The following is a 5,407-nucleotide window of genomic DNA, read 5'->3' as shown; positions in this document are numbered from 1 at the left end:
GTATTTTTCAGCTACATTTTCAGCTGTAATACCCATGTGGTAGTCGTTGAAAGCGTCCCAAAGACCGTCTTTAATCATTGTGTCAACAACTTTTTTGTCGCCCATTCTTGCTCCCCATCTTTCGTTAGTAAGAGCGTATGGTGCCATTGACATTGATTCAGTACCACCAGCAAGTACGATTTCAGCATCTCCTGCTTTAATAACTTGAGCTGCTAAACTTACTGCACGAAGACCTGATCCACATACAACGTTAATAGTAACAGCTGGAGTTTTTATATCAATTCCTGCTCCAAGAACAACTTGTCTTGCAACGTTTTGTCCTTGAGCTGCTTGAAGAACATTACCAATGTAAGCTTCGTCTACCATATCTGGTTTTACATTTGCTCTTTTAAGAGCTTCTTTAACTGCTACTACTCCAAGTTCTACTGCTGGAACAGTTTTAAATTGACCACCGAAGTCACCTACAGCTGTTCTTGCAGCTGATGCTATAACAATTCTATCTTCCATTTTTTCCTCCTTAATAGTGCCTTGTGGCATAAAACCACTAGTTTAACACAATTTCTCCCTTTGATTTGTACAAGTTGTTTGAGTCAAAATATTATTTTTAAATATTTTCAACTTTTGCTTAAAAAGACTTGCTAATTTATTTTTACCCAAGTTAAACAGATTTAATATCCTAAAATTAAATCATTTCTTCGAGTACGTCCACAATTTTTTCAGCTGCATGTCCATCTCCATAAGGATTTACAGCCTTTGCCATTTTATCATATAGGTCCTTATTATCTAATAAGCTAACTATACTTTCATAAACATCTTGTGAATTGGTGCCCACAAGTTTTGCTGTATTTGCCTCTACTCCTTCCATTCTTTCTGTTTCATTTCTAAGAACAAGAACAGGTTTACCAAGAGCAGGTGCTTCTTCCTGAACTCCTCCTGAGTCTGTAACGACAAATTTTACTCTTGCCATTAGATTTGAAAAAGGAAGGTAAGAAAGAGGCTCAATTAAATGAACTCTGTCTAAATCAGCGAAATACTTTTCAGCAGCTTCCCTTACTATAGGATTTAAATGTCTTGGGAAGACAATTTCAAGATTTTCCCTTTCCATAACTACTCGTCTTATGGCACTGAAAATATCTTCCATTGGCTTGCCCCAATTTTCTCTCCTATGTGCAGTAAGTAACACTACATCTCTATTATAATCTAAATTGTTCAAAATTTCATCGTCAAATACAAAATCTTCTTTAACTGAATACTTCAGTGCATCAATTACAGTATTTCCAGTTATGAAAATATTTTTTTCATCATAACCTTCTTCTAAGAGATTTTTTTTATTTGACTCTGTTGGTGCGAAATGATAGTTGGAAATTACACCAGTGAGCTTTCTATTTGCCTCTTCTGGATAAGGCGAATACAAGTTTCCTGATCTAAGTCCTGCTTCTACATGTCCAATTTTTATTTTTTTATAAAAAGCAGCTAAGGCTGCAGCAAATACTGTTGTTGTATCTCCTTGAACTAGTAGTATGTCTGGTTTTAATTCATCTAAAATTTCTTCAAGACCAAGAAGGGTCTTTGTAGTTACATCTGTTAAAGATTGTCCTTTTTTAAAAATATTTAAATCATAGTCTGGTTTTATATCAAAAATTTCTAGCACTTGGTCCAACATTTCTCTATGTTGACCTGTGACACAAGTATAGCATTCAAATTTATCTCTTTTTTGAACTTCTTTTATAATAGGTGCCATTTTTATGCCCTCAGGTCTTGTACCAAATACAAATAATACCTTCAATTTATTCCTCCTTATTTTTTAACATACCTGCTGCCACTCCTGTTGCCAATATAAGGACTATTACTCCAATAGAAATTACTAGGGCAATAGATGAGTGGAATTTTGAAATTAAATTTGCAAGTAAGCCAAATATTGCAGATATAGAGTAAAGAATTACAACTGTCTGCCTTTGATTTAAGCCCATTTTTAATAATCTGTGGTGAAGATGACCCTTGTCTGCTTCAACCATGGACTTTCCTGATAATTTTCTTCTCACCATAGCAAAGGCTGTGTCAAATACTGGCACTCCAAGAATTAATACTGGCACAAATATCATAAGTATGGCAGCTTGTTTTAAAAAGCCAGATATGCTTATATATGAAAGCATAAAACCAAGGTAAAGAGCTCCAGTATCTCCCATAAAGATTTTTGCTGGATTAAAGTTAAAGGGCAAAAACCCAAGGCAAGCTCCAGCTACTAAAGCACACACAAGACTGACGTCATATCTTCCCATATTATAAGTTATAAAAAACATTGAAATTGCACATATCATAGAAACTCCTGATGCCAATCCATCAAGACCATCAATTAAATTTATTGTGTTTGTTATACCGCACACCCAAAATATAGTTACTGGTATTGATAGCATGTTTAAAATAAGTAGGGCATCATTTGAGTCAAAAGGATTTGTGACAAATTCAATTTTCATTCCACCAATTATTAAAATCACTGCTGCTAAAATTTGAAAAATAAATTTTAGTTTAGGACTTAAACCCTTTTTGTCATCATAAAGTCCAGATATGGCAATGATTAGGGACGCTATAATTGTCATTACAAGTCCCTTATTAATTGGTAAAAAGAAAAGCATAAGTATAGACACAGATATTACCATGGCAATGCCACCGCCCACTGGTATAGGCTTTTTGTGGACACGCCTGTTGTCCTTTGGCACATCTAAAAAACCCTTCTTTTTAGCAAACTTTATAGTAAAGGGCATTTGCAAAAATGTAATCACAAAAGCTGCCAAAAAGGGTACTAAATATTTATACATATTAACCTCTTACTTCGTTCCAAATAATCTGTCTCCTGCATCACCTAGTCCAGGTACAATATATTTGTCATCATTTAATTTTTCATCAAGAGCTGCAAGATAAATTTCTACATCCGGGTGAGCTTCCTCAACTGCCTTAACTCCTTCTGGTGCTGCTAAAAGATTTATTGATTTTATATTTGTTGCACCGTTTCTCTTTAATTCATCTATAGCTTCAATAAGTGATCCACCAGTTGCAAGCATTGGATCTACTATTATCATTTGTCTTGATGCTACATCTTTTGGTAATTTTGAATAATAAGTAACTGGCTTATGAGTTTCTGGATCACGATACATGCCTATATGTCCAACTCTTGCTGCAGGAACAATTGTAAGTAAACCTTCTACCATGCCAAGGCCTGCTCTTAAAATTGGAACAATTCCTATTTTCTTTCCAGAAATTACTCTTCCAGTAGTCTTTCCAATAGGTGTTTCTATTTCGATTTCTTCAGTTTCCAAATCTCTTGTAACTTCATAACCCATCAAAGTTGCAATTTCAGTGACAATTTGTCTAAATTCCATGGAGCTAGTTTCTTTTCTTCTTAATATTGTCATCTTGTGATCAATTAGGGGGTGTTTTATTATAGTTAGTCCCATATTAGTCCTCCTCGATTTTATTTACTCTATTAATATGTCTTCCACCTTCAAATTCTTCATCTAAGAAGGCTTCTACTATTTCTATTGCCATATCATGACCTATAAGTCTTGCACCCATTGCCAAAACATTGGCATCATTGTGGCGTCTTGCAAGTCTTGCAGAATAAGGTTCAGAGCAAAGAGCTGCTCTTATTCCTTTAACTTTATTTGCAGAAATAGAAATACCTATTCCAGAACCGCAAATAACAATTCCAAAATCTAAATCATCATCTATTACTGCATGACCAACTGCGTGACCAAAGTCAGGATAATCTACTCTAGAATCATCAAAGGGTCCCATATCCTTTACTTCTATATTTTTTCTTCTAAGTATTCTATTAAATCTTTTTTTAAATAAAAACCTGCGTGGTCAGATCCTATTGCTATTTTCATATTTCCTCCTAAATTCTCATGACGACTTTGCCACCGCAAGCCTTCAAGAGTCTGTTCATAATACTAAGACCTATTCCCCTTAGTTCAAAACCTTCTGCAAAGATTATGTCCACTTCTTCTTCATCACATCTTCTAATAGCGTCAAATAAATTTGTTGCAACTTCCTCAAGATGTTCTCTTGATCCAAGATTAATAAGCAATTTGATGTCTTTATCCTTATATTCATCAAAAGTTTCTTCAGTTGCAAGAACTGCAATTTTTTTGCCCTTATTTTCATCAATATTTTTCTTGATTTCATTTACAAGTTTATCAAGGCTTCCTCCAAAACAAATTGCATCTGCCTTGGGAGCATAGTGTCTATACTTTTGTCCTGGGGATTTAGGCACTTTTTCACTTTTTGAATCAATTGTTGCTGTATCAATAGTTATATTTTCATCAACTTCTTTAAGATCTTCAAGAGTTATCTTGCCTGGTCTTAAAATCATTGGTGGATCTACCGTAACATCTAAAACTGTGGATTCAATTCCAACTACAGAGTGACCACCATCTACTATTATATCAACTCTCCCATCAAGGTCTTCTATTACATGTTCAACCTTTGTTGGAGAAGGTCTGCCAGATAAATTAGCTGAAGGAGCTGCCACAGGAAAGTCCACAGCTTTTAAAATATCGTGGGCAATTTTATTGTTTGGCTCTCTTATAGCAACTGTATCAAGTCCGCCTGTAGCTTCATCTGGTATTATGTTTGATCTCTTGAAAATAATTGTAAGTGGTCCTGGCCAAAACTTTTCAATACATTTTTTTGCAACTTCAGGAATTTCTGCAACCAAGTTATCAAGTTGAGAATTTTCTGCAATGTGAAGAATTAAGGGATTGTCACTAGGTCTTCCCTTGGCTTCATATATTTTTTTACAAGTCCTCTTATTTAGTCCATTGCCACCAAGTCCATAAACTGTTTCTGTGGGTAGGACAACAAGACCTCCATCTTTTAAAGTCTCGCTTATTTTTTTAAGATAGATCTTATCTTTTCCATTACCTTTAAATTTAATTATGTCTGTTTTCAAAAAAAACACCTCTATCTTTAACATTATACCAAGAAGAGAGGCGTTTTTTAATAGCTAATCCTTATTTAATTATTTGTGGGGTATAATTTTACCACTTTTTACACTTTCTTTAAATTCTTTACATATTTTTTCATATGCTTCGTCATTTTCCAAAATTTCTATTCCAACTTCAACTATTGCCGCAATAGTCTTTTTCATTTGATTAAAGGCATAGTCCGTCATAGTCGCATCTCTAAATTCCACTGTATGAGATGGAGTTCCTTCTTCTGCTATTTTAAAGTAACCATGAAGAGTTGGCACTTCATGAGAAATATCCCCTGCATCAGTTGAACCAGAATTTAATTCAATGTCTTTAATCTCTTCATCAAAATATTTTTCCATTTTTTCTTTTAAAACTTCGTTGAAAGCAATATTTCTAACAGTATTGTCATTTCCCTTTTCATATTCAGAAATTTTTAC

General features: G+C 34.3%; 5 protein-coding genes and 2 pseudogenes. All 7 read right to left on the bottom strand.

The features are described 5' to 3' along the window. The coding region (locus tag HGPT_RS00415; RefSeq protein ID WP_040542169.1) for a thiolase family protein at positions 1-507 on the bottom strand (507 nt) is incomplete at its 3' end. 175 nt (positions 508-682) lie between these two features. Further along, a complete protein-coding gene (gene wecB / locus HGPT_RS00410) occupies positions 683-1,786 on the bottom strand; it encodes a non-hydrolyzing UDP-N-acetylglucosamine 2-epimerase (RefSeq protein WP_019137927.1) in 1,104 nt (367 codons plus the stop codon). A 1-nt stretch (position 1,787) separates the two neighbouring features. Next, complete coding sequence (locus HGPT_RS00405; protein ID WP_019137926.1) at positions 1,788-2,816, bottom strand: glycosyltransferase family 4 protein; 1,029 nt, start codon at positions 2,814-2,816, stop codon at positions 1,788-1,790. Positions 2,817-2,825: 9 nt separating this feature from the next. Beyond that, entirely contained in the window at positions 2,826-3,452 is a 627-nt protein-coding gene (gene upp, locus HGPT_RS00400; RefSeq protein ID WP_019137925.1) for a uracil phosphoribosyltransferase, read from the bottom strand. A gap of 1 nt (position 3,453) precedes the next feature. After that, a pseudogene (rpiB, locus tag HGPT_RS00395) lies at positions 3,454-3,884 on the bottom strand (ribose 5-phosphate isomerase B). Positions 3,885-3,892: 8 nt separating this feature from the next. Continuing rightward, positions 3,893-4,948, bottom strand: a complete 1,056-nt coding sequence (locus HGPT_RS00390) for an L-threonylcarbamoyladenylate synthase (protein ID WP_019137923.1) — start codon at positions 4,946-4,948, stop codon at positions 3,893-3,895. 69 nt (positions 4,949-5,017) lie between these two features. Further along, positions 5,018-5,407 (bottom strand): annotated as a pseudogene (locus HGPT_RS00385) (amidohydrolase); the annotation flags it as partial.

The sequence above is a fragment of the Peptoniphilus timonensis JC401 genome, assembly GCF_000312025.1.
Taxonomy (GTDB): domain Bacteria; phylum Bacillota; class Clostridia; order Tissierellales; family Peptoniphilaceae; genus Peptoniphilus_A; species Peptoniphilus_A timonensis.
This window is presented reverse-complemented; position numbering and strand designations above follow the sequence as displayed.

Excerpts from the sequence above, each read along its gene's own strand:
- HGPT_RS00405 (WP_019137926.1), bottom strand. The coding sequence starts at position 2,816 with ATGTATAAATATTTAGTACCCTTTTTGGCAGCTTTTGTGATTACATTT.
- upp (WP_019137925.1), bottom strand. The coding sequence starts at position 3,452 with ATGGGACTAACTATAATAAAACACCCCCTAATTGATCACAAGATGACA.